The organism is Pseudomonas saponiphila, assembly GCF_900105185.1.
In the GTDB taxonomy this organism is placed as follows: domain Bacteria; phylum Pseudomonadota; class Gammaproteobacteria; order Pseudomonadales; family Pseudomonadaceae; genus Aquipseudomonas; species Aquipseudomonas saponiphila.
In genome coordinates, this window is the sequence record NZ_FNTJ01000001.1 from 3,829,750 (window position 1) to 3,850,836 (window position 21,087).

The 21,087-nt window shown below is 64.6% G+C and carries 24 protein-coding genes and 1 pseudogene; 17 read left to right on the forward strand and 8 right to left on the reverse strand.

Translation table 11 applies throughout. From position 1 onward, the window contains the following. The first annotated feature begins 40 nt into the window (after positions 1 to 40). A complete protein-coding gene (locus BLV47_RS17720) occupies positions 41 to 535 on the forward strand; it encodes a PaaI family thioesterase (RefSeq protein ID WP_092315672.1) in 495 nt (164 codons plus the stop codon). A gap of 20 nt (positions 536 to 555) precedes the next feature. Here the strand turns inward: BLV47_RS17720 and BLV47_RS17725 are convergent, their stop codons facing one another. Next, complete coding sequence (locus BLV47_RS17725; RefSeq protein ID WP_208605275.1) at positions 556 to 1,011, reverse strand: tautomerase family protein; 456 nt, start codon at positions 1,009 to 1,011, stop codon at positions 556 to 558. Between the two features lie 97 nt (positions 1,012 to 1,108). Between BLV47_RS17725 and BLV47_RS17730 the strand changes: the two genes are divergently transcribed. From BLV47_RS17730 to BLV47_RS17740, 3 genes are all read left to right on the forward strand, one after another. Further along, entirely contained in the window at positions 1,109 to 2,068 is a 960-nt protein-coding gene (locus BLV47_RS17730) for a GlxA family transcriptional regulator (protein WP_092315676.1), read from the forward strand. Positions 2,069 to 2,146: 78 nt separating this feature from the next. Then, positions 2,147 to 2,842: a YwqG family protein gene (locus tag BLV47_RS17735; protein ID WP_092315678.1), complete on the forward strand. Its 696-nt coding sequence runs from the start codon at positions 2,147 to 2,149 to the stop codon at positions 2,840 to 2,842. Between the two features lie 94 nt (positions 2,843 to 2,936). Beyond that, complete coding sequence (locus BLV47_RS17740) at positions 2,937 to 3,785, forward strand: CAP domain-containing protein (RefSeq protein ID WP_092315680.1); 849 nt, start codon at positions 2,937 to 2,939, stop codon at positions 3,783 to 3,785. Positions 3,786 to 3,900: 115 nt separating this feature from the next. On the opposite strand, the gene BLV47_RS17745 is transcribed toward BLV47_RS17740, so the two are convergent. After that, positions 3,901 to 4,575, reverse strand: a complete 675-nt coding sequence (locus BLV47_RS17745; protein ID WP_092315682.1) for an ATPase — start codon at positions 4,573 to 4,575, stop codon at positions 3,901 to 3,903. Between the two features lie 323 nt (positions 4,576 to 4,898). Here BLV47_RS17745 and BLV47_RS17750 point away from each other — a divergent pair, with 323 nt between their 5' ends. The 4 genes from BLV47_RS17750 (at position 4,899) to BLV47_RS17765 (ending at position 7,551) form a co-directional block, all read left to right on the forward strand. Continuing rightward, on the forward strand, positions 4,899 to 5,657 hold the full coding sequence (locus tag BLV47_RS17750) for a hypothetical protein (RefSeq protein ID WP_244168899.1): 759 nt from the start codon (positions 4,899 to 4,901) through the stop codon (positions 5,655 to 5,657). 68 nt (positions 5,658 to 5,725) lie between these two features. After that, entirely contained in the window at positions 5,726 to 6,277 is a 552-nt protein-coding gene (locus BLV47_RS17755) for a hypothetical protein (RefSeq protein ID WP_092315686.1), read from the forward strand. 139 nt (positions 6,278 to 6,416) lie between these two features. Then, positions 6,417 to 7,058 (forward strand): LysE family translocator, encoded by a 642-nt coding sequence (locus tag BLV47_RS17760; RefSeq protein ID WP_092315688.1) that lies wholly within the window; start codon positions 6,417 to 6,419, stop codon positions 7,056 to 7,058. 13 nt (positions 7,059 to 7,071) lie between these two features. Further along, complete coding sequence (locus BLV47_RS17765; protein WP_092315690.1) at positions 7,072 to 7,551, forward strand: hypothetical protein; 480 nt, start codon at positions 7,072 to 7,074, stop codon at positions 7,549 to 7,551. A gap of 34 nt (positions 7,552 to 7,585) precedes the next feature. Here BLV47_RS17765 and BLV47_RS17770 read toward each other — a convergent pair whose 3' ends face one another. Both BLV47_RS17770 and BLV47_RS17775 read right to left on the reverse strand, forming a co-directional pair. Continuing rightward, positions 7,586 to 7,768: a DUF1289 domain-containing protein gene (locus tag BLV47_RS17770; protein ID WP_060838734.1), complete on the reverse strand. Its 183-nt coding sequence runs from the start codon at positions 7,766 to 7,768 to the stop codon at positions 7,586 to 7,588. A gap of 3 nt (positions 7,769 to 7,771) precedes the next feature. Then, positions 7,772 to 8,143: a hypothetical protein gene (locus BLV47_RS17775; RefSeq protein ID WP_167365671.1), complete on the reverse strand. Its 372-nt coding sequence runs from the start codon at positions 8,141 to 8,143 to the stop codon at positions 7,772 to 7,774. Positions 8,144 to 8,257: 114 nt separating this feature from the next. On the opposite strand from BLV47_RS17775, the gene BLV47_RS17780 reads away from it, so the two are divergent. Next, positions 8,258 to 10,141, forward strand: a complete 1,884-nt coding sequence (locus tag BLV47_RS17780; RefSeq protein ID WP_092315694.1) for an amidohydrolase — start codon at positions 8,258 to 8,260, stop codon at positions 10,139 to 10,141. A gap of 181 nt (positions 10,142 to 10,322) precedes the next feature. On the opposite strand, the gene BLV47_RS17785 is transcribed toward BLV47_RS17780, so the two are convergent. Next, on the reverse strand, positions 10,323 to 11,891 hold the full coding sequence (locus tag BLV47_RS17785; protein ID WP_092315696.1) for a L,D-transpeptidase family protein: 1,569 nt from the start codon (positions 11,889 to 11,891) through the stop codon (positions 10,323 to 10,325). 153 nt (positions 11,892 to 12,044) lie between these two features. On the opposite strand from BLV47_RS17785, the gene BLV47_RS17790 reads away from it, so the two are divergent. The 6 genes and pseudogenes from BLV47_RS17790 (at position 12,045) to BLV47_RS37060 (ending at position 16,617) form a co-directional block, all read left to right on the forward strand. Beyond that, positions 12,045 to 12,770, forward strand: coding sequence for a murein L,D-transpeptidase catalytic domain family protein (locus tag BLV47_RS17790; protein WP_092315698.1), 726 nt, complete (start codon positions 12,045 to 12,047; stop codon positions 12,768 to 12,770). A gap of 106 nt (positions 12,771 to 12,876) precedes the next feature. Then, positions 12,877 to 13,194, forward strand: a complete 318-nt coding sequence (locus BLV47_RS17795; RefSeq protein WP_092315700.1) for a hypothetical protein — start codon at positions 12,877 to 12,879, stop codon at positions 13,192 to 13,194. A gap of 55 nt (positions 13,195 to 13,249) precedes the next feature. Next, positions 13,250 to 13,771 carry an alpha-ketoglutarate-dependent dioxygenase AlkB family protein gene (locus tag BLV47_RS17800; protein ID WP_092315702.1) on the forward strand — a complete coding sequence of 174 codons (522 nt, stop codon included), beginning with the start codon at positions 13,250 to 13,252 and terminating at the stop codon, positions 13,769 to 13,771. An 87-nt stretch (positions 13,772 to 13,858) separates the two neighbouring features. Further along, complete coding sequence (locus BLV47_RS17805) at positions 13,859 to 14,740, forward strand: alpha/beta fold hydrolase (RefSeq protein WP_092315704.1); 882 nt, start codon at positions 13,859 to 13,861, stop codon at positions 14,738 to 14,740. A 263-nt stretch (positions 14,741 to 15,003) separates the two neighbouring features. Beyond that, positions 15,004 to 15,759 (forward strand): annotated as a pseudogene (locus BLV47_RS37055) (MCP four helix bundle domain-containing protein); the annotation flags it as partial. After that, positions 15,754 to 16,617: a methyl-accepting chemotaxis protein gene (locus BLV47_RS37060; protein WP_409259009.1), complete on the forward strand. Its 864-nt coding sequence runs from the start codon at positions 15,754 to 15,756 to the stop codon at positions 16,615 to 16,617. The pseudogene BLV47_RS37055 and the gene BLV47_RS37060, both read left to right, overlap by 6 nt. 66 nt (positions 16,618 to 16,683) lie before the next feature. On the opposite strand, the gene BLV47_RS17815 is transcribed toward BLV47_RS37060, so the two are convergent. Then, positions 16,684 to 18,018 (reverse strand): aminotransferase-like domain-containing protein, encoded by a 1,335-nt coding sequence (locus BLV47_RS17815; RefSeq protein WP_092315708.1) that lies wholly within the window; start codon positions 18,016 to 18,018, stop codon positions 16,684 to 16,686. Positions 18,019 to 18,126: 108 nt separating this feature from the next. On the opposite strand from BLV47_RS17815, the gene BLV47_RS17820 reads away from it, so the two are divergent. After that, positions 18,127 to 19,023: a DMT family transporter gene (locus tag BLV47_RS17820; RefSeq protein WP_092315710.1), complete on the forward strand. Its 897-nt coding sequence runs from the start codon at positions 18,127 to 18,129 to the stop codon at positions 19,021 to 19,023. A gap of 344 nt (positions 19,024 to 19,367) precedes the next feature. Here BLV47_RS17820 and BLV47_RS17825 read toward each other — a convergent pair whose 3' ends face one another. After that, positions 19,368 to 19,697, reverse strand: coding sequence for a hypothetical protein (locus BLV47_RS17825; protein ID WP_092315712.1), 330 nt, complete (start codon positions 19,695 to 19,697; stop codon positions 19,368 to 19,370). Between the two features lie 322 nt (positions 19,698 to 20,019). On the opposite strand from BLV47_RS17825, the gene yfcF reads away from it, so the two are divergent. Beyond that, positions 20,020 to 20,652: a glutathione transferase gene (gene yfcF / locus BLV47_RS17830; protein ID WP_092315714.1), complete on the forward strand. Its 633-nt coding sequence runs from the start codon at positions 20,020 to 20,022 to the stop codon at positions 20,650 to 20,652. Positions 20,653 to 20,739: 87 nt separating this feature from the next. On the opposite strand, the gene BLV47_RS36410 is transcribed toward yfcF, so the two are convergent. After that, positions 20,740 to 21,087 (reverse strand): darcynin family protein, encoded by a 348-nt coding sequence (locus BLV47_RS36410; protein WP_244168900.1) that lies wholly within the window; start codon positions 21,085 to 21,087, stop codon positions 20,740 to 20,742.

A 21,087-nucleotide genomic window follows, 5' to 3' on the forward strand; every position in this document is an offset into this window, starting at 1 on the left:
GATGGGCGTCAAGCTCTGAATCCAAGAACAAGGAACAACCATGCACGAAACCTCCCTGCAAGACACCACCGCCCCCGAGGGCGTGTGTTTCGGCTGCGGCAGCCGCAACCATCATGGCCTGCACATCAAGAGCCACTGGCATGAAGACGGCGTGCATGTGGTCGCCGAGCACCTGCCCGAAGCCAAGTACTGCGGCTGGCCGGACCTGGTCTACGGCGGCCTGATCGCCATGCTGGTGGACTGCCACTCCAACTGGACCGCCATGGCCTACCACTACCGCCACGAACAACGTGAACCAGGCAGCCTGCCACGCATCGACTGCGTGACCGGCAACCTGGGCATCAAGTTCATCAAGCCCACGCCCATGGGCATGCCGCTGACCCTGCGGGCCCGGGTCGACGGCGACGTGGGCCGCAAGAGCCGGGTGATCTGCGAGGTGTACGCCGGCGATGTGCTGACCGCCATTGGCGACTCGATTTTCGTCCGGGTCGATACCTCGCAGCTCGCGGCGGCGGCCCACGGCCGCGACGCCTGAGGCCGGGCCGGGAACCCGAACTACTGGCCGTTGCCCGGGGACAAGTGCCGATACCCCGCCGCCCGGGTGAAATCCGCCAGATGCCACAGCGTGCCGTTGGCGCCCCAGGTGCCATCGGGCACCTCGTCCAGCAGGATCGAAGTCATCAACACCCGCCCGTCCTCCGCCGACCGGCACGCGGCCAGGGCCTGATGCAAGCCGGCCACATAGGCCTGGCGCCGGGCACTATCGAGCACGCCGGCGGGCACCTTGACCTGGACCAGGCAAGGCAGCGCCTGGGCCCCGAGATCGACGCCGCCACAGCGCCAGGTGCCCGGGGCCAGTTCCTCCAGCAAGACCCAGCACAGCGCCCGCTGACGCGGGTCCGCGCCCACCTGCTCCACGTCCAGCGCCACTTGCGTCACCTCATGCAGGAGCTGCTCACGCTGCTGGGCATTGAAGGCGCCCTGGGGAATCTTGATCAGGATGTTGGGCATCGCTATCACCACTCGAAAAAAAATGAGCCGCTATTGAGCGCCCTGCCCGGTTTGGCCAACAGCGACCGATTCGACATCTTTCATGCATAATCGGCCAATGAACGATTTCACTGTCCTGCTGCTCCCCGATGCCTTTGCCTCCAGCGTCGCCCTGACCCTGGACATGCTGTCCTGCGCCGCCCTGCTGGCTGCGCGCCTGGGGCTGGGCGCGCCGCGCTGGCGGGTCTGCGCACTGCAGGCTGGCCTGGTGCGCCTGGGGCAAGGCTTGCTGCTGGAAGTCGAGGCCCTGGATGCCACGGCCGACGACCGCTCCTGCTGGATTCTGCCGGGGCTGGGCCTGGACTCCCCGGAGGCCATCGCCCAGCGTCTGCAGCAAGCGGATGTGGCGCCCGTGCTCCAGGCCCTGCGCCATCACGTGCAGAACGGCGCAGAAGTCGCGGCCTCCTGTTCCGCCGTATTCCTGCTGCAGGCCGCCGGGCTGCTGCACGGGCGCCGGGTGACCACCTCCTGGTGGCTGGCGCCGCTGCTGCAGGAGTGGGTCGCCGACTGCCACGTGGACCCGGACCAGATGGTCATCGTCGATCCGCCGCTGACCACCGCCGGTGCCGCCCTGGGCCAATCCGACCTGGTGCTGCACTTGCTGCGCAGGCGATTCTCTCCGGCCCTGGCGGACGCCGTGGGACAGGTGCTGCTGATTGATCGGCGCCAGTTGCAAGCGCCTTGTACGGTTCCGGCGATGATGGCTCAGGGCAGTGCCCTGATCGCTCGTCTCACCGCCCATATCGAATCCTGCCTGCCCAGGCTGCCCAGCGTCGGCGAGCTGGCGGCGCAGTTCGGCATGTCCGAGCGCACCCTGGGCCGTCAGGTGCGCAAGGCCACCGGCCACAGCAGCCTGCGCTTGATCCAGCGCGTGCAATTGAACCGCGCCCGGGCGCTGCTGCAGAACAGCAAGTACTCGGTGGAAAGCGTCGCCGAACAGGTGGGCTATCAGGACGCCACCGCCCTGCGCCGGCTGATGCGCAAGCTGCTCAACGCCACGCCGCGACAGCTGCGTTGAACACGCCGCGCTACTGCCTCCGCGTCGCCTTTGTTACATTGCCCGCCCCCTTCCCCTGACAGGAAATCAGCCCTGACCATGGACATTCAGGAAATCCAGCGCCAGTTGGCCAAGCCGGCATTGCAACTGACCCCCGGCGGCTTTCGCCCCACCCACAGCGACGAGGAAAGCTGGCTGGGCCGGGTCTTTCTGTTTCGTGAAGATGAAGAGCTGCCACGCAACAGTGCCGGGGAAACCCTGCTGCCGTTCGCCCAGTTCCACCTGCCGGCCCTGCCCTGGCACAGCCCGCTGCTGGAAGGCGTGCGGGTGCTCACGGTGTTCGTCGCCAACCCCTTCCCCGAGCCCCTGGAGCCCATGGGCGAGCGCTGGCTGATTCGCGAATACCGCGCCGAGGATGTGCTGGTGCGCAAGGAGCTGAGCGCCCCGGGAGCCTTTCTCAAACCCTTCCCGGTCAAGGCCGAAACCGTGCCCGCGGACTTTCCGCTGTGGGACGGCGGTGGCGTGCCGGAGGACCTGGAGCGGGAAATCCTCGAACTGGAGCGTTCCGGGCAGATCGAGTGCTACTACGACCTGGTGAGCCATTGCTACCAGCACAAGCTCGGGGGCTACCCATCGTTCTGCCAGTCGGGGATCGATGCCGGCGACGGCTTCGAGTTCGTGATGCAGATTTCCTCCGACGCCAAGATCAACCTCAACGTGGTGCACAGCGGCAGCCTGATGTTCTGGAAGCACCCTGGCAGCGGCGAATGGGCGCTGTACTACGACTTCTACTGAAGCGCGGCGGTTAACACCGAATTCATCCGCCAGCGGATGAAATGCCCCGGCGCCGGGTGCATCATGGGCGCTGTCCATTTTCCGGGAGACTTGCATGCCCATGCGCTCACTGCTCTTGCCCGCCGCCCTGTCGCTGGGCGTGCTGGCGGCCACAGGCGCCGCCGCCGATGATCAGTCGCAACTGATCGAGTCGATCAACGCCTACCGCAGCCAGCCGCAACGCTGCGCCAACCAGGCCTCCTCGGAGCTGCCACCACTGACCGGCGACACGCGGCTGATCCTGCCGGTGGAAAATGTCGGCGACCTGCAGCAGGCCCTGGCACGGGCGGCCTACCCCATGGTCAACGTGCAGGCCATCAGCCTTTCCGGGCCACGGGACGCCCAGGCGGCGATGCAAGCGGTGCGCGAGAGCTTCTGCCAAGTGGTGCTGGACCCGCAATTCGTCGATATCGGCGTCAATCGCCAGGCCAACCAGTGGCGCATCGTCCTTGCCCGGCCGCTGCTGTCGGCGCGCCTCGGCGATTGGCAGGCCGAAGGCCAGCAACTACTGGGACAGATCAACAGCGCGCGCAGTCAGCCCCGGCAATGTGGCGACCAGCGTTTTGCGGCGACCGGGCCCCTGGCCTGGAATGCCACCTTGGGCACCACCGCCATGGAACACAGCCGGGCCATGGCCAACCAGAACTACTTCGACCACAAGGACCATGACGGTCGTACCCCGGGCGACCGCGCGGAACTGGCAGGCTACTCCGGCCAGCAGGTGGGCGAGAACATCGCCGCCGGCCAGGACACCGTGCGCAAGGTGCTGGACGGTTGGCTGGCCAGCCCAGGGCATTGCGCCAACCTGATGAACCCGGCCTACCGCGAACTGGGCGCGGCCTATGCGGTGGACCCGAAAAGCGACGCCGGGATCTACTGGACCGCGATGTTCGGCGCGCCTTGAGTCCTCGGGCGCGGCGCACGGCCTGCAGACACTGGCCGTCGACCGCGCTCACACCGCCCCCCAAATGCAAACGCCCCGATCGATCGGGGCGTTTCAGCTTGCGGCAAGCACCTGGCTAGCGATTGGTCGCCACCTGCCCGGCCTCACCCTGGGTCACCAGGGCCTTGAGCGATGCATCGAACTGCTTCAGCGCGTCGACCTGCAGTTCGGTCTGCTGATTGATCTGCGCCGCGATCTCCGGCGCCGCCTTGCCGCGAACCCAGACCGACGGCAGCACCTTGGACTGGATGCCTTCGGCCTGGCCGATGTATTGCAGGTTGGCGTCATAGAACTTGGCGATAAACCGCGCTTCCACCTTGCTGTTGCCCTTGGTCACCAGTTGGTTGTAGGTGTCGAGCATCACCACTGCATCGGGGCGGGCCTGGACCAGCGCGTCGAGGTTGTCATACACCGTCACGCTGGCGAAGTGTTTCTGCAACGACGCCATCAGCCAGTTGATCGCCCGCTGCGGGTCGGAGCTGTCGACAAAGGCGGCGCTGATGCGCGGGTCGAGCCCGGCATTTTTCGCCCCGTTCAGCGCCACCGAGTGGTAGTGCTCCAGGTATTGCAGGGTATTGAGGGTGTTTTCGCTGTACAGCACCCCTACCGACTGGGCGTGCCGCAGATCGGCACTGCTGTCGGCCATGGGCAGGAAGTGGCAGGAGGCGTCGTCAGCAGCAAGGGTGGTAGCAGAAGCCCCGGTTCCCGCGATCAAAAGCACCACAAGGGTCACTAAAGTCGAGATTTTCATCGGGTATTTCCTTCTGCAGCAAGCACGGTGTAAGCGCTATCTTCCTCCTTTGTCAGAAAAACGGAACCTGCACTTTTTGATGATAACTATCGATTGCAGCAATGATGTAAAACGCCCGGACACTTGGATTGCCCGGAGCGTCCTACTGCGCCCCAAGGACGCCAAGAACAGACGCTGCTTTACCCTCGCTCTGGTTACTGGATAATGGCAACCCGCCATACCCGAGCCGTGCCCCTCACCTAAGAGGTTCAGCCGAGCGACGGCCCGACAATCGCCTGCAAGGACGCATGATCCGGCTACGGAACAAGGAGCCAGTACCTTTGATGTCATCTCAAGATTCAATTGCACCCTCAACCCGCACCCAGAAACTCACCTCATTGATTACCCGGGGCATGGCGGGACTTGGGGTCGTCCTCAGCGCCCTATGGGCCCTGATTACCTATGCGGTCCCCGACCCCAGTGTCTTCGGTTTCAGCTTCGTCAGTTGGAAGAACGTCGTACTGCTGGTCAGCACCTTCCTGTTCCTTGGGGCCATATCCCTGGGCTGGCAAATGCGCAACCTCAACCCTCTGCTTCGCGGCCTGCTGCACTTTGGCCTGGCCTGCGTCCTTTCATTCGGCTTTTTCATCCTCGGCACCGAGTACGCCAAGCCCTCGTTCGAATTTGCCAAGCTGCAGGCCAAAATTGTCGAAAACGAAGGCAACAACCTGCTGGGCAGACGTATTGAGGTGTTGGATAACGTGCGTTTTGAACTGGAAGGCTGTGAAAATATCGGCCGCTTGCCGACCTGCTCATTCGAGCTGACCAACCTCAACCTTGATCGCAATTTCAGTTTCGATAACGGCACCCGCCTGTTCGACGAATCCGGCGGGCCACTGACCTTCAACTCCATCCGCGTGGGCCAAGTGGAGTCCCACTCCTGGCTGGACTTCCAGCTGATTCGGAATGTGCCGACCCGGGTCACCCTGATCTTCCAGCAAAGCAATGACAAAATGAGTAGAACCCCGGCCATCAAGCTGGTATTTCGTGACGGCAACAACGACCCGTTGACCCTCAAGTTCAGCGACGTGGCCATGCAGTAAATCACCCTCGACCAGCAAGCCGGTGCCTGACCAATCGATAGATCAGAGCCCCGTCAACGGAGCACCTGATGAATACCGCGCACCTGGACATCTTGCGTCGCACCATCGCTCAATGCCCCATCAGCCGGCCTCCGGAACCCTGGCGGCTAGTCACTGAGCGAGCAGCCGGCAGCCTGCTGGAAGTCGGTTTCGATCGCGAGTCTGAACTGTTGCTGGTGACCTCCAGCGCCGGGCGAAGTGTCATCGATTGCCTGACGGGTGAAAAAGTTGCCCGGGACTATACAGAGAACGTCGAAAGTGACCGTTACCTCGAGGCCCGGGGTGTTGGGCCTTTAGCGGGCAAAACCATTGCGATGTCGGGTATCAATGGCGGCAGCCTGCCCCTGGGCAGCAACGACGGCTGGCAGGTCGAGAGCGTCTGCTTGGCATGGCCCGAACATCACCTGCTGCTGGTAGAGCCCGGATCTTGGCTGTATGGCGCCGAGATCAATCGACCTGCGGTTTTCCACAAACTGGCTATTGAATCCGGATACAGAGCTTTTGGCTTTTCCTACAGCGGCCGCACGCTGATCATTGCGTCGTCGTGCGATCTGGTGGTGTATCACCGCAATGCGCTCTAGACGCCCATGACAATTGCCAAGCAAATACAGCACTGACCACTCCCAAAGCCGCCACGGCGCCGACTACGAATTTTGGCTTACAGCTCGCCACCACCGCTATAGAATCAAGCCCCCTTTTTCTGCAAGACGAGTCCGGTCCATGGATGCACACTCGATACTGACCTACACCCTGGTGGCGGCGATCGCCATTGCCAGCCCCGGCCCTGCCACCCTGGTGGCGTTGCACAACAGCGTGGCCTACGGCGCCAAGTCGACCCTGTGGTCATCCCTGGGCAATATCAGCGGGCTGTTCTGCATGTCCGCCGCCGCCATGCTCGGCCTGGGCGCGCTGATCGCCAGTTCCGAGTGGGTGTTCAACGCGGTGAAAATCGTCGGCGCCGGCTATCTGTTCTACCTCGGTACCAAGCAGCTGTTCAGCAAAAGCCAACTGCTGAGCGCGAGCAGCGGCGACAATGGCAAGCTCGCCCCGCCACCACGGCTCAAGCTGTTCAAGTCGGCCTTCCTGACCGCCGCTACCAACCCCAAGGCGACGATCTTCTTCACCGCGCTGTTCCCCCAGTTCATCGACCAGCACGCGGCGCTGCTGCCGCAGTTCTTCATCCTGACCCTGATCTTCATGGCCTTGTCGCTGATCTCTCTCAGCATCTATGCCGTGCTCGCTTCCCGGGCCAAGGGCGTGCTGACCCGGCCGGCACTGTCCAAGTGGGTCAATCGCGTGGTGGGCTCGACCTTCATTTTCTTCGGCAGCACCATCCTGGCCATGCGTCGGCAGACGGCTTAGGCAATCAGACGCTATGCAAATCGATCTGCTGAATGGGACGATGCTCGGTCACTGGGAGACCGGTACTGGGGTGATGCAATGTGAGTTGCAGTTCGGCGGGCGCCTGGTCTATATCCAGCACCCCGACAACGAACCACCGCAGCGCAGGCTCGCGATTGCACAGCAAGGGGTACAGGCCGCCTGGGACGACATCCCCCAGGCCCTGGCCTTTGCCGAACAACTGTGTGAACCCGGAATACGCCAGGTCTGGCAGTTGTATGAACAAGGCAGCGTCTCGTGCCCGCCGTTGGAGGTCTATTCGATTCACTTCGAGATCGATAGCCCTTATCCGTACTACAGCATCTCCCAGACTCCACAGTTCGATTGGAACACAAGGGTAATTGTGGAGGATGAGCTGGGTGACGAGCACTCCATCCACTTGCTCCAGTTCGAGCCTCAGAAAAACTTCTGGCTAAGCGTGCGACGCCTGGGAGCCGGACAGTTTCAGGGCTGATGCCTGGCAAGGTCGCGGGGCAAACACACCACCCTCAACCCTTCTTTTTCTGCAAGGCCTTGAGCCGCGCACTGGCGCGCTGCACCGCGGCCATCTTTTCCGGGCGCTTCATGCGCTTCCATTTGCGGATATCGTCCTTGGTCCGTCCGCAACTCAGGCACAGGTCGCCACTGAGCTGGCACAGGGCGATGCACGGATTGTCGATTTCCTTGGCCATGGCTCAACCCCGGCCCGGGCGCAGGCGCTTCAGGCGTTGTGCCCAATCACCGCCATTGATCCGCTGGCATTGTTCCTCGCTGTCGAAGAACACATGGGCCGCCAACGACTCAAGGTGCACATCGGCCTCGCCCAGGGCCCGGGCCGTCAGCTCGATCATCCGCGAGCCCTGGCCCGCCGCCAGGGCCTGCTCCTTGTGGGCCTGGGTGTCGAAAATCCAGGCCACCACCAGGCTCGCCGGAAAGGCGGCGTAATTCACCTCGTGGGTCAACCAGGAAAAACCGACGATCTCTGCCTTGGCGGCCTCGCAGGCTTCGGTCAGGGTGGCGGCCAGCTGGCGTTCCATGGCGGCTTGCCGGCGTTTGTCGAGTGGCATGCAGGACCTTGAGCAAGGAAAAAAAGGCCGCACAAGATACCTCAAACAAGCCACCTGCGGCGGCGCTTTGCGTCTAGGCTAGAGCCCTTCTGCCCGCTTCAAGGAAGAACCGACATGCACAAGACCTCCCTCGCGCTGCTCGTGGCGGCGCTGCAGCTCGCCAGCGCCAGCGCCCTGGCGGCCAGCCCGCCGCCAGTGGCGGACGCCATCTGGTTCAACGGCCCGATCATCACCCTCGACGACCAGCAGCCCAATGCCCAGGCCGTGGCGGTGAAGGACGGCAAGATCCTCGCCGTGGGCGACAAGCAGCGAGTCCTGAAGAGCCAGGGCCCGGCCACGCAGATGCTCGACCTCAAAGGTGCCACCCTGTTGCCGGGTTTCATCGATCCCCACGGCCATGTGTCGATGGTGGGCTTCCAGGCCGCCAGCGCCAACCTGCTGCCACCGCCGGATGGTGCCAACGACAGCATCCCCAAGCTTCAGGAAACCCTGCGCAACTTCGAGCAGCAATCGCCGATCCCCAAGCAGTTCGGCGTGCTGTTCGGCTTTGGCTATGACGATTCCCAACTCCAGGAACAGCGTCATCCGACCAAGGACGACCTGGACGCGGTGTCCAAAGACGTCCCTATTGCCATCGTCCACCAGTCGTCCCACCTGGGGGTGCTCAACAGCAAGGCCCTGGAGCTGGCAAAGATCGACGCCTCCACCGCCAACCCGGAAGGCGGGGTGATCCGCCGCGTCGACGGCAGCCAGGAACCCAACGGCGTGCTGGAGGAAAACGCCTTCTTCAACGCCCTGATCAAGATCTTCCCCAAGCTCACCGCCGACCAGGCCGTGGACATGCTCAGCGCCGGGCAGAAGCTGTACATCAGCTATGGCTACACCACGGTCCAGGACGGCCGCTCCTCGCCGGACCAGGTGCGGACCGCGATCAAGGCCGCCGGCGACGGCAAGCTGCTGGCGGATATTGTGTCCTACCCGGATATCCTCACCCCCGGCACCAAGGAACTGCTGGTCGCGCCCTGGTATCACCCGAGCAACCAGCCGGTGGTGTACAACCGGCACTTTCGCATCGGCGGGGTCAAGCTGACCCTGGACGGCTCGCCCCAGGGCAAGACCGCCTGGCTGACCCAACCCTACTTCAAGCCCCCGCAAGGCCAGGACGCCAGCTATGCCGGCTATGGCGTGATCAAGGACGCCGATGCCCAGGCCCTTTACAAGGAGGCATTGGCCAACCGCTGGCAGATCCTTTCCCACACCAACGGCGACCGTGCCATCGACCAGTTGCTGAGCGCGATGCGCGCCGCGGAACGAGCCTACCCCGGGGTCGATGTGCGACCGGTGATGATCCACGGTCAGACGCTGCGCAAGGACCAGGTGACCGAGCTCAAGCAACTGAAGATCTTCCCGTCGCTGTTCCCCATGCACACTTACTACTGGGGCGACTGGCACCGCGAGTCGGTACTCGGGCCTGAGCGTGCGCAGAACATCTCGCCGACGCAGTGGGTGCTCAAGGCCGGAATGAAATTCACCACCCACCACGACGCGCCGGTGGCCCTGCCCGACTCGATGCGAGTGCTGGCGGCCACGGTCAACCGCACCACACGCAGCGGCTACGTGCTCGGCCCGGAGCAACGGGTGACGCCACTGCAGGCGTTGAAGGCCATGACCCTGTGGTCGGCCTACCAGCACTTCGAGGAGGACCGCAAAGGCTCCATCACCTCAGGCAAGCTGGCGGACTTTGCCGTGCTCTCGGCCAACCCGCTGACCGTCAAACCCGAGACCCTGAGCGAAATAAAGGTGCTCAAGACCGTCAAGGAAGGCCGGGTGATCTATGAGCGACCGGCGCAGGTGGCTGGGTTGCCGCCGCCATTGGGCATGCACGGCGATCCGTCATTGCCGATGCCCAAAGGCATCAAGGCGGTGGCCCAGGGCGACGGCGATCTGGGCCCGGCGCTGGATGTGATCTACGACCGGCTGGCCCCCGCGCAACCTTGAGCGCCGCGACAAAAAACGCCGCGTGCCATCCAGGCACCGCGGCGTTTTTTCTGCTGACGAGACGACGCGGGTGGCGAGCGAGGCAGCCCCCGCTGGAGCGCCATGCGGGCCTCGCGGCGGCTACGCCAGCCAGCGGGAGCCGCTTGCCTCGTCACGCGTTGCCTTGACCCACGCAGCCGCGTCAGATCTTGCTGCCCAGCGCCGTCGACAGCAGTTGGTCATGCCCGTAGATATCCGGGGCATAGAGCAATTGCCCATGGCTGTCGGCCTGCACCGTCCAGTAGCTGAGCAGGATCGGCACCGGCTTGGCCAAGCGGAATTCATGGGTCAGGCCAGTGGCCAAGAGGTCGTTGGTGCGCAGCCGCTCCGCAGGAGTCAGCAGCCAGTCGCGCAGTTGCAGGGCCTGTTCGACCCGCACGCAGCCCGAACTGAAGGCCCGCGGCCCCTTGCTGAACAGGGCCTGGCTCGGGGTGTCGTGCAGGTACACCGAGAACGGGTTGGGGAAACGGATGGCGATGCGCCCCAGGGGGTTGCGCGGCCCCGCCCCCTGACGCAGGAGGATGTTGCCCGGGCGCTCCCAATCGATGTCCTCGACGGCCAGGGGCTGGCCATTGGCGTCCAGTACCTGCAGGTTCTGGCGGTCGAGGAAGCCCTGGTCGCGGCGGATCTCCGGCAGCTTGTCTTCCTTGAGGATGGTCGGCGGCACGGTCCAGGTGGGGTTCAGGGTCAGGCGCGTGACCTGGGATTTCAACAACGGGGTCTGGCGCTCGGCGCGGCCGACCTGGGTGCGGGTCTGCCACACCACCGCGTCGTCCTTGTAGAAGGTCAACTGCGCCGCGGCGACATTGACCAGCACGATGTTCGGCTCGAAATCCTGGGCCAGCCAGCGCAGGCGTTCCAGGTTGATGCGCAGTTGCTCGCGGCGCTCGGCCGGGCTGACGTTGAGCTCCTTGAGGGTGCCCGCGCCGATCACGCCATCGGCCTGCAGCGAGTGACTGAGCTGGAAGTTTTTCACTGCGCTCACCAGCTCACTGCCGTAGGTATTATCCGCACTGACCTCTGGGCTCGGCAGCAGGCCACCGCGGTACAGGCGCAGGGCCAGGTCGGGGACGCGCTTGTCCTGCATGTCCGGACGCAGCAACGGGCCGCCGGCCACCGCCGGCCATTGCGGCAAGGGTTGCTGGCGGCGCTGGGCATAGGCCTGGCGCAGGTTGCGGTACTGCTCAAGGTTGGGCCGCGCCCGTTCGAAGGCGGTGGCCAGGTGCTCGATGCCCGGCACGGCCATCGCCAGCAGCGCCGCCTGGCGATCCTCCGGCAGCGGCTGGGCTCGCCACAACGGCTCGAAGCGGGCCTGCGACAGGCGTCCGTAATGCAGGTCCTGCAAGGCTTGCAGGTACTGCTGGCTGATTTCGATGTCGTGACACAGGTCGCCCACCGGGCTGCTCGACGGCAGGCGGTAACGGCCAGGGTCCAGGCCGTCGTCCACCAGTTGCGTCAGCTGTGCCTGCAGGCCGGACAAGCGACCTTCGACGCCCCAAACAGGCTGCTCGCCCTGCTGCCGATAGAAGCCCTGCAACAGCTGTTGCTGGGCCGGATTCACCCGCGTGGCCAGGGCCGGACAAGCCACCGCCAGTTGGGTCAGCGCCAGTTGCATCGGGCTCACAGGCAGCGGCGCCTGCTCCCCGGCCAGCGCGACCAATGGCGCAGCGAGCAAGCACAGGCTCAAGTAACATGCGTGTTTTTTGAACAACTGCTTTACTCCAATCCGTGGCCGCCAGCTTGACGGCCAATCGTTACCGCAGATGGGGAAGTCAATCAGGCCCGGGCCTTGAATATATAGACCAGCCTGCCGGGGGAACGACAGGACGTCAGGAGCCAAAGTGACCATGGGGATGCACTATACATGTTGACCTTCTTGTGCCGATTCTGCCTGACGGCCATTGCCCTGGGCGCCATTTGCAGTCCTTCTTTCGCCGCCAACAAACCCCACCCCGCCGCCAGCCCCGCGCTGTACGCCAGCCTCGCCCACGCCGCACCGGAACTCAATCCCCAGGCCCTGAAAAGCGCCCTCAGCGCCATGCAATGCGCCGTCGCCAGCGGCGCCCGCCAGGCCCGGCACCTGGCGGTGATCGACTACTCGCAACCGTCCACCGCGCGCCGCCTGTGGATCTTCGACCTGCGCAGCAAGAAACTGGTGCTGCGCGATCTGGTGGCCCACGGGCAGAAGTCCGGGGAAAACTTCGCCACCCAGTTCTCCAACCGCCTGGGCAGCTATCAGTCCAGCCTGGGCCTGTTCCGCACCCAGGAAAGCTACGAAGGCAGCCACGGCTACTCGCTGCGCATGGATGGCCTGGAGCCCGGTTTCAACGACCGGGCCCGGGACCGCGACATCGTGATCCATGCCGCCGACTACGTGAACCCCTTGTGGAGCCAGCGCCAGGGCCGCATCGGCCGCAGCCAGGGCTGCCCGGCGGTGCGCCCGCAAGTGGCGCGCCAGGTGATAGACAAGCTCAAGGATGGCCAGTTCATGTTCTCCTGGTATCCGGACCAGCGCTGGCTGAAATCCTCGGCCTACCTCAACTGCCAGCCGCGCCAGGTGGCGAGCATCCTCAGTGCCAATGGCGGCTGAGCAAACGCGCTGAGCGCAGCGGCCAGCCCGCTGCCGGGTTGCGCCGAGCGCCGGCAACAAGATACCGTTGCCGACCTGGAACGCCACCTCACCCGAGCCGGACCTCATGCCTTCAGCGCACAGCCTGCTTCTCCATCATCCCGGACCACGCCCGGCGTTCTACCGAGTCGCCGAACACCTGTGGGGCGCCGGTTGCAATGTGGACTCCGATGGCGACAGCAGAACCCCCGACGATCAGCAGTGGACCGAGCTGACCCTGATACTGCGCGACTCCGGCGGGCAACGCCTGGACATCGACCCGCTGTCCATGGAGCCCCTGGTCTTGCTGATCCGCGCTTCTCAGGCGGATCTGGGCGCCAGGGCCGCGCACTTCATCCAGTCGGTGGCAGGCGGCACCCTCCAGGCACACATCACGGACCGATAAGGAGCGGGCCCCGCCCTCTGGCAAAGGCCCTCCTTCCCCTACTGGCAGCGCTTTCATGAATCCACCCGAGATCGACTTTTTCCCCGGCTTCATCGCCGACCCGCAGCGGCTGTTCGACCATCTCAAGAATGGCGTGCAGTGGGACGAGCGCATGCGTGCGCGCAAGACCGCCAGCTTCGGGGCGCCCTATGACTACTCGCAGATCACCTACCCGGCGGTGCCGATGCCCGAGGCCCTGGCACAGCTGTGCGGGCCGATCGAGCAACGGCTGGGCTTTCGTCCCAACAACTGCCTGCTCAACTTCTACCCCGACGGGCAGTCCTCCATGGGCTTTCACTCCGACGCCAACGAACAACTGGTGGAAGGCACCGGGGTGGTGATCGTCTCCCTGGGTCACGCGCGGGCCATGGTGTTCCGGCACAAGCAAAGCGGTGCCACCTTCGACTACACGCTGGCCAGCGGCTCACTGCTGCACATGTCCGACGAACTGCAGAAACACTGGCTGCACGCGATCCCCAAGGCGCCGGATGCGGGCGAACGCATCAGCCTGTCGTTTCGCCTGCTCAAGACCGCGTAGTGATGGACTCGGTCAGGATCGGCCCTTGACTCAAGGGCCGCGCCATCGACAATGCCCCGCTGTGATCACCGCTCGAATAGAGGCCCCATGCAGTTGCTTCCCTGGTCCTACGCCTGCCCCGAAGGCTTCACCCTGCGCGGCCTGCGCTCCGTACCTTCGGGCAAACCCTTGCTGCACTTTCTCCACGGCAACGGCTTTTGCTCCATGGCCTATCGTCCGCTGCTGGCCCTGCTGGCCGAGTCCTTCGACTTGTGGCTCAGCGATGTCCAGGGCCATGGCGACAGTGACCATGGCGGCCCGTTCCGCGGCTGGAACCGCACCGCGCAACTGGCCGCCGAGGCGTTCGAAGCTGGGCGCGGGGCCTACGCCGACGTGCCGTGCTACGCCGTCGGCCACAGTTTTGGCGGGGTACTCACCAGCCTGATCCTGGCCGAACGCCCGCAGCTGTTTCGCAAGGCCGTGCTGCTGGATCCGGTGATCTTCAGCCCGTCGATGATCAGTTCCTTGAGGCTGCTGTCGGCCCTGGGCCTCAATCGTCGCCACAGCCTGGCGCGCAAGGCCGCCGCTCGGCGCCAGCACTGGCCGGACCGCGCCGCGGCCAGGGCCAGCCTGGTCAACCGGGGGATCTTCAAGGGCTGGAGCGAAGACGCCCTGAACGCCTATGTCGAGTACGCGCTGAAGGACGACGGCCAGGGCGTGGCGCTCAAATGTGCTCCCGAACGCGAGGTGGACATCTTCAGCAGCTTCCCCCGGCACTTGTGGCGCTCCCTGCGTCAGGTGCAGACCCCGAGCCTGGTGATACACGGCCGCGACAGCTACCCCTACGTGGCCCGTTCGGTGAAACGCTGGGCAGCCCTCAATCGTCACCTGAGCACCCAGGTGATCGAGGGTCAGCACTGCTTCATGCAAGTCGACCCGGCAGCCAGCGCGCGGGCCATCCTGGGGTTTGTGCACCCCGAAGGCCGCTGAAAACCCCGCCGCAGGCCCCCCAGAATAGATGTCACCGTGATATCATTGCCCGGTTTCCCAGACCGGGCCGTGCATCCCGATCACCCCGGAACCCCTGGACAAGGCGCCGCCCAGACGCGCCTGCCACCCCCCGCCTTGTGTGCAAAAGACCGACGGCGCCATGGAGCCTGCTCCAGCGCGCGCCGCATTGATGCAAACCGCGATGCCTGTCGCCGGTTGTACTTTTTGCCGCCACAAGGAACACAGTCATGCTCTTGAGAACGATGAACATTTCCCGCCGTGCAGGGTTGAGCTTTGCCCTGATCGCCCTGCTGGCACTGGGCCTGGGGGGCTTCTCATTGCTGGAAATGCAGCGCATGAACCAGCAATCCCTTGAGGTCGACCAGAACTGGCAGCCATCCATCGTTGCCGCCAACGCCCTGGCCCTGACCAGCACCCAGATCCGCACCATCACCCTGCGCATGCTGGTAGTGCGTGACAGCAACGATGTACAGGCGCTGCTCAAGCGCGTCGGCGAGCTCGACGAGCAACTCGCCCACCAGCAAGGCGTCTACGAAAAACTGATCACCGAGGCCGAGGAGCGCACAGCCTATGAAGGCTTTCTCAGCGCCAAGGCGGCCTACAGCAAGGATCAGCATCAAGTGGTGGAACTGGTGCGCCAGGGACAGAAGCAAGCCGCCATCGATATCGTCGACGCCGGCCCGTACCTGGCCAACGCCGACACCATGCTCAAGGAGCTGCTGAAGATCATCGACACCAACACCCGCGGTGGCGTCGCCGCGGCCGAACACAGCAACGAGGTGTTCCAGGGTGCGATCAGCACCGTCGCGCTGATCATGCTGGTGGTGGTGACCCTGACCATCGCCCTGGCCCTGCTGCTGACCCGCAGCATCGTGCGCCCCCTGGGCCAGGCCGTGGCCGTGGCGGAAACCATCGCCAACGGCGACCTCGGCCAGAGCATCACGCTCAGCGGCAAGGACGAACCGGCGCGCCTGCTGCAAGCCCTGCAGACCATGCAGGCGAGCCTGCGCGGCACCCTGCAGCGGATTGCCGACTCCTCCAACCAACTGGCCTCGGCCGCCGAAGAACTGCACGCGGTCACCGAGCACTCCAGCCAGACCCTGCACCAGCAGAGCAATGAAGTGGAACAGGCCGCCACCGCCGTCAACGAAATGACCGCGGCCGTGGAGGAAGTGGCGCGCAACGCCGTGAGCACCTCACAAGCCTCCCAGGAAACCGACCGCACCGCCCACCACGGCCGCGAGCAGGTACAGCACACCGTGGACTCCATCGGCCAACTGGCGACGGACGTGACCCAGACCTGTGAACAGGTCGAGCACCTGGCGGCGGACGTGCGCAATATCGGTCAGGTCCTGGAAGTGATCCGCTCGATTGCCGAGCAGACCAACCTGCTGGCCCTCAACGCCGCCATCGAAGCCGCCCGGGCCGGGGACGCCGGACGCGGCTTTGCCGTGGTCGCCGACGAAGTGCGGGCCCTGGCCCATCGCACCCAGCAGTCGACCCAGGAGATCGAAAGCATGATCAACACCATCGAGGAAGGCACCGAGGGCGCGGTCAGCGCCATGCGCAACAGCAACGAGCGGGCGCACCTGACCCTGGAGGCAGCACGCGCTTCGGGGCTGGCCCTGGACCAGATCACCCAGGCCATCACCATGATCAACGAACGCAACCTGGTGATCGCCAGCGCCAGCGAAGAGCAGGCCCAGGTGGCCCGGGAAGTGGACCGCAATCTGGTCAATATCCGCGACCTCTCGACCCAGACCTCGGCCGGGGCCAACCAGAGCAATGCCGCCAGCCAGGAACTGTCGCGCCTGGCGGTAGACCTCAACGCCCTAGTGAATCAGTTCAAGCTGTAAGCCAGCAGCGGCAAGCTTCAAGCTTCAAGCTCAAAGCTTCAAACTTGCCGCTTGCCGCTTGCCGCTTCAGAACGCGTAACGCTCAATCACTTGCCGGACCTTGGCCAGGGCCAGGCCCAGATCGGCCATGTCCACCGAACCCAGCGCCAGGCGAATGGCGTGAGGCACCGGCCCAGCGCCGACAAAGGGCTCGGCGGTGGACACCGATATCTGCTCGCGCAACAGGGCCATGGCCACCTGATCGGCCCGCACTTCCTCGGGCAACGGCAGCCAGAGAAAGTAGGAATGGGGATGGCCGACACTGGCCAGCCCGGCCAGGGCCGCACCAGCCAGGGCCTGGCGGGCCCTGGCATCCTCGCGCTTTTCCTGCTCCAGCCGTGCCACGGTGCCATCCTCGATCCAGGCGCACGCCAGGGCGGTCATCACCCCAGGCGTGTTCCAGGTGGTGGCACGGATCGCGCGCTCGATCGGCGGCACCCACTTCAAGGGCGCCACCACGTATCCAACCCGCAGGCCGGTGGCCACGTTCTTCGAAAACCCCGAGACGTAAACCGTGAGTTCCGGCGCCAGGGCGGCCAGGGGCGGCGGCGGGTCGGGCGCCAGGAAGGCGTAGGCGGCATCTTCGATGAGCAGCAGTCCATGGGCCCGGGCAATCGCCACCAGCCGCTGGCGCCAGGCCAGGTCCAGCACCCAGCCCATGGGGTTGTGCAAGGTCGGCATGGCATACACCGCCCGCACCCTTCGCCTTCGGCACAGCGCCTCGAGAGCGTCGAGGTCCGGCCCCCGATCGCCCAGGGGAATGGCCACCAGCTCCAGCCCGTGGGCCTCGGCCACCACCTTGAACCCGGGGTAGGTCAAGGCATCCACCGCCACCACATCGCCGGGCTTGAGCAGTGCCATCACCGTGGTTGCCAGGCCGTGCTGGGCGCCACTGACCATCAACACCTGCTCGCCGGCAACCGCCAGCCCGCAACCGGCCAGGTAGCGTGCCAGCGTCGCCCGTTCATGGGCCCGCCCGGCGTGCGGCTGGTAGCGCAGCAAGGCTTCCAGATCGCCGGCCAAGGCCAGCTGGCGCAAGGCGCTGCGCAGTAGCTCAGCCTGTCCGGGCAGCGCCGGGTAGTTGAAATTCAGGTCCAGGGTGCCCGCGGTGGTGGCCGGCTGATCCACCCCCTGCCCGGGAGGCAGGGCGGTTTCCCGAACATAGGTGCCGCGTCCGGCTTCGCCGCTGACCAGGCCCATGGCTTCCAGCTCGGCATAGACCCGGGACGCGGTGACCAGCGCCAGTCCCTCCCGCGCCGCCAGTTGGCGATGGGTGGGCAGGCGAGTGCCCGGGGCCAGCACCCCGGCGCGGATGTCGGCGGCAAAGGCGTCCACCAGTTGCTTGTAGCGAGCACGGGCCATAGGGCGTTGTATCCATGACAATTTTTTGATTGTGCTGATCTTCAATCCTAGGATGCCTGCAACACAAGCCCCGCCGTGGCGGCCCCTGAACTCTTGAGCACTCCCTCAATGACACGAACATCGAACCTGCAATCACCCGCCCTGGAATCCTCCGCCAGCGGCTGGCTCAACGGCTTTATCGGGGTGCTGATCTTCAGCGGCTCGCTGCCGGCAACCCGGGTCGCGGTGCTGGAGTTCGAGCCATTGTTCCTCACTGTGGTCCGGGCCAGCCTCGCCGGGCTTCTGGCCCTGTGCCTCCTGCTGCTGTTCAAGGAACGGCGCCCGAGCCCGGCACAACTGCTGCCCCTGGGTGTCGTCGCCCTGGGGGTGGTCCTGGGCTTTCCGCTGCTGACCGCCCTGGCCCTGCAATACGTGACCTCGGCCCACTCCATCGTGTTTCTTGGCCTGCTGCCTCTGGCCACCGCGGTGTTTGGCGTGTTGCGTGGCGGCGAGCGACCGCGCCCGGTGTTCTGGCTGTTTTCACTGCTGGGCAGCCTGCTGGTGGTGGGCTACGCCCTGTCCCAGGGCCTCACGGCCTCGCCACGGGGTGATGCGCTGATGCTCCTGGCGGTGCTGGTCTGCGGCCTGGGTTATGCCGAAGGCGCCAAGCTGTCGCGGACCCTGGGTGGCTGGCAGGTGATCTGCTGGGCCCTGGTGCTGTCGTTGCCGATCATGGCCGCACTGACCCTTTTCAGCGCCTCGCCCGACTTCAACGGCATCAGCCTGCCGGCCTGGTTCAGCCTGGGCTACGTCTCGCTGTTCAGCATGCTGATCGGGTTCGTCTTCTGGTATCGCGGCCTGGCTCAGGGCGGGATCGCCGCGGTCGGCCAACTGCAATTGCTGCAGCCGTTTTTTGGTCTGGCCCTGGCCGCCGGCCTGCTGCACGAACAGGTCAGCCTGGGCATGCTCGGGGTCACTCTGGCGGTGATTCTCTGCGTGGCCGGGGCCAAGCGTTGGGCCCGGTGACAGAAACGACAGTGGCAGGCTCAAGAGACCTGCCACTGCTTGCGCCTTACCTGGCGACGGGTGCTGCAAACGGCTTGGGGTCTAGGTCGGAGAGATAGTGGCAAGCGCACCGATCGCGATGGTCAAGGCTAAAAATCCAAACAAGAAAAACGCCATCTTAGTCATCAGGCCTCCTGAACAGTAGGTATGCGGTGCAGCGGGCCCGGTTTCCAGCCGGGAGGCCGGGCGGGCGCGCCATTTTCAAACCTTAGCTGTTCTGATAACAGACGCAGATACGCAAGAAAAATACGGATCAGAAGGATCCGCCGGGGCTCGCTCGCCCATCCCTGAGCGCCTGCATGCCCCTAGCGCCGAGCCAGCCTGTAGCGCACGCAGTCCTCGTAGAAGCTTTTGCGCAGGGCCTCGGGCCTGATCCGCGAGGCACTGTCGTAGGTCTGCTCGGTGATTCCCAGGGCCATCATGCGCATCCAGCCCTTGCTGAACTTGTAGGTCTGGATCTTCTGCCGCGCCGCGTACAGCGACACCCCGGACAATTTCAGCTCCTGGGCCCTGGCGGCCGTTCCCGCGCCCCAACTGCAGACATAGCGATCATTGGCCTGCAGCTCCTTGGCCTGGGCCATCCCGGCACCGCCCAACAGGGCGCACGAAGTCAGCGTAATCAACACATGGCGCATTTATCGGTCACCTAACCACCTGAAAATAAAGTGATTTTGCCGATACATCAGCCAGTGCGGGGCCAGCAGATTGCCTTATCGATCAAGGCAAAGTGCCTGCCACTGCTGGCCCGTCATGCGGTACAGGCGCACCTCAGGTCAATCGTCCCGGGTCGGGGGATGCCTGATCAGGCGCGTTTTTTGGAACAAGGGCACCTTGTGCTCCCTGAGGGGTGCTTGGCCGACTCAGTATTCCAGAAAGGAATGCACGGATAAAAATCGTGCATTTTCTTTATCGCCCGGGATCTCTTAGCGTGTCCCCTTCCCCATTGGAGATCCCACCGTGACCAACGCCCGCCCGCGCCTGTACGTCGATGCCCAGTTCACCAGCCCCTATGCCCTGTCCGTGTTCGTGGTGCTGCGGGAAAAGGGCATCGACTTCGAACTGCTGCCGATCGACCTGGAGACGGCCCAGAACCGCACAGCGGACTACGCCCGGCTGTCCCTGACGCAGCGAGTGCCGACCCTGGTGCATGAAGGCTTTGCCCTGTCCGAATCCTCGGCCATCGCTGAATACCTGGAGCAGCTGTTCCCGCAAAACCCGGTCTATCCCCACACCCCGCGACAACGCGCCAGAGCCCGCCAGGTCCAGGCCTGGTTGCGCAGCGACCTGCTGCCCATCCGCCAGGAGCGCTCGACACTGGTGGTGTTCTATGGCCACCGCGGCGGACCGCTGTCGCCGGCCGCCGCAGCAGCGGCGAACCAGCTGATCGCGGCGGCCCAAGAGCTGCTGGCGGATGGCGGCCAGTACCTGTTCGAACAATGGTCCATCGCCGATGTCGACCTGGCGCTGATGCTCAACCGGCTGATTCTCAATGGCGACCCGGTGCCGGCCAACTTGGTGGACTATGCCCGACGCCAGTGGCAGCACCCGGCAGTGCAGGAGTGGCTGCACCTACCACGTCCGGCGCTGTAGCAGCCAACGGCCGCAGGTGCTGGCAACCGGGCAAACGGCAAAAACCCTCCCGGCCAACCGGGAGGGTGCAACGACGGAACAGGCGCCTCAGGAGGCCAGCAATTGCCGCTGGCCATAGTTCTTGGCATAGGCATTCTCCACTCCGGGGAGAATTTCCACGACCTTGAAGTAGCGATCCCAGAACGGCGTTTCTCGCAGTTCTTCCACCAACAGCTCATAGGCGTGATGGCTGCTGGCCTCCCACCACCAGAGATCGGTGACCCGAGCCGAATAGAACTCGATATCAAAAAAGCGCATGGACACCTCTGCCGAGTGTTTCTGCAGAATCGGCTCCATCTGGGTACGCATCAGATCAAAGCGCTCCTCGACGGAGAATCCCAGCCACTCCGGGGTGGTCTTGACCAGCATGAACACGCTGAGCACGGCGACGGACAT

What these genes read in the sequence shown, in the direction of transcription:
- BLV47_RS17720 (WP_092315672.1), top strand. Translation starts at nt 41, where the DNA reads ATGCACGAAACCTCCCTGCAAGACACCACCGCCCCCGAGGGCGTGTGT.
- BLV47_RS17725 (WP_208605275.1), bottom strand. Translation starts at nt 1,011, where the DNA reads ATGCCCAACATCCTGATCAAGATTCCCCAGGGCGCCTTCAATGCCCAG.
- BLV47_RS17730 (WP_092315676.1), top strand. Translation starts at nt 1,109, where the DNA reads ATGAACGATTTCACTGTCCTGCTGCTCCCCGATGCCTTTGCCTCCAGC.
- BLV47_RS17735 (WP_092315678.1), top strand. Translation starts at nt 2,147, where the DNA reads ATGGACATTCAGGAAATCCAGCGCCAGTTGGCCAAGCCGGCATTGCAA.
- BLV47_RS17740 (WP_092315680.1), top strand. Translation starts at nt 2,937, where the DNA reads ATGCCCATGCGCTCACTGCTCTTGCCCGCCGCCCTGTCGCTGGGCGTG.
- BLV47_RS17745 (WP_092315682.1), bottom strand. Translation starts at nt 4,575, where the DNA reads ATGAAAATCTCGACTTTAGTGACCCTTGTGGTGCTTTTGATCGCGGGA.
- BLV47_RS17750 (WP_244168899.1), top strand. Translation starts at nt 4,899, where the DNA reads ATGTCATCTCAAGATTCAATTGCACCCTCAACCCGCACCCAGAAACTC.
- BLV47_RS17755 (WP_092315686.1), top strand. Translation starts at nt 5,726, where the DNA reads ATGAATACCGCGCACCTGGACATCTTGCGTCGCACCATCGCTCAATGC.
- BLV47_RS17760 (WP_092315688.1), top strand. Translation starts at nt 6,417, where the DNA reads ATGGATGCACACTCGATACTGACCTACACCCTGGTGGCGGCGATCGCC.
- BLV47_RS17765 (WP_092315690.1), top strand. Translation starts at nt 7,072, where the DNA reads ATGCAAATCGATCTGCTGAATGGGACGATGCTCGGTCACTGGGAGACC.
- BLV47_RS17770 (WP_060838734.1), bottom strand. Translation starts at nt 7,768, where the DNA reads ATGGCCAAGGAAATCGACAATCCGTGCATCGCCCTGTGCCAGCTCAGT.
- BLV47_RS17775 (WP_167365671.1), bottom strand. Translation starts at nt 8,143, where the DNA reads ATGCCACTCGACAAACGCCGGCAAGCCGCCATGGAACGCCAGCTGGCC.
- BLV47_RS17780 (WP_092315694.1), top strand. Translation starts at nt 8,258, where the DNA reads ATGCACAAGACCTCCCTCGCGCTGCTCGTGGCGGCGCTGCAGCTCGCC.
- BLV47_RS17790 (WP_092315698.1), top strand. Translation starts at nt 12,045, where the DNA reads ATGTTGACCTTCTTGTGCCGATTCTGCCTGACGGCCATTGCCCTGGGC.
- BLV47_RS17795 (WP_092315700.1), top strand. Translation starts at nt 12,877, where the DNA reads ATGCCTTCAGCGCACAGCCTGCTTCTCCATCATCCCGGACCACGCCCG.
- BLV47_RS17800 (WP_092315702.1), top strand. Translation starts at nt 13,250, where the DNA reads ATGAATCCACCCGAGATCGACTTTTTCCCCGGCTTCATCGCCGACCCG.
- BLV47_RS17805 (WP_092315704.1), top strand. Translation starts at nt 13,859, where the DNA reads ATGCAGTTGCTTCCCTGGTCCTACGCCTGCCCCGAAGGCTTCACCCTG.
- BLV47_RS37060 (WP_409259009.1), top strand. Translation starts at nt 15,754, where the DNA reads ATGCAGGCGAGCCTGCGCGGCACCCTGCAGCGGATTGCCGACTCCTCC.
- BLV47_RS17815 (WP_092315708.1), bottom strand. Translation starts at nt 18,018, where the DNA reads ATGGCCCGTGCTCGCTACAAGCAACTGGTGGACGCCTTTGCCGCCGAC.
- BLV47_RS17820 (WP_092315710.1), top strand. Translation starts at nt 18,127, where the DNA reads ATGACACGAACATCGAACCTGCAATCACCCGCCCTGGAATCCTCCGCC.
- BLV47_RS17825 (WP_092315712.1), bottom strand. Translation starts at nt 19,697, where the DNA reads ATGCGCCATGTGTTGATTACGCTGACTTCGTGCGCCCTGTTGGGCGGT.
- BLV47_RS36410 (WP_244168900.1), bottom strand. Translation starts at nt 21,087, where the DNA reads ATGTCCGTCGCCGTGCTCAGCGTGTTCATGCTGGTCAAGACCACCCCG.